This is a genomic window from Undibacterium sp. SXout7W, assembly GCF_049339385.1.
In the GTDB taxonomy this organism is placed as follows: Bacteria; Pseudomonadota; Gammaproteobacteria; order Burkholderiales; family Burkholderiaceae_D; genus Undibacterium.
The window spans coordinates 1-326 of the sequence record NZ_JBMPPF010000118.1; the positions used below are offsets into that span (position 1 = coordinate 1).

At 55.8% G+C, this 326-nt stretch carries 1 protein-coding gene; it reads left to right on the plus strand.

What is annotated here, in order from left to right; all coding sequences use genetic code 11:
* Positions 1-77: 77 nt before the first annotated feature.
* A partial coding sequence (locus tag ACO0LB_RS20740) for a TMEM175 family protein (protein ID WP_423052611.1) occupies positions 78-326 on the plus strand: 249 nt, incomplete at its 3' end.

Below are 326 nucleotides of genomic sequence, written 5' to 3' on the forward strand. Positions count from 1 at the left end.
GCCTATCCTGTCTTGCTGGGCTTGATCGTGCTCGACAGGATTGACGCCAGGCTCGTTTCCATGGATGCTGTGGGCCCATGAATAAAGCGCGACTGGAAGCATTCAGCGACGGCGTTATCGCCATCGCAATCACGATCATGGTGCTGGGCCTCAAGATGCCGGACGGCGCGAGTTTGGCCGAGTTGCTCAAACTGGTTCCACAGTTGCTCAGCTACGCGCTGAGCTTCACGTATGTCGGCATCTACTGGGTCAATCACCATCATCTTCTGCAACTGGTCAGCCGCGTCAACAGTCGCATTCTGTGGGCCAACCTGCATTTGTTGTTC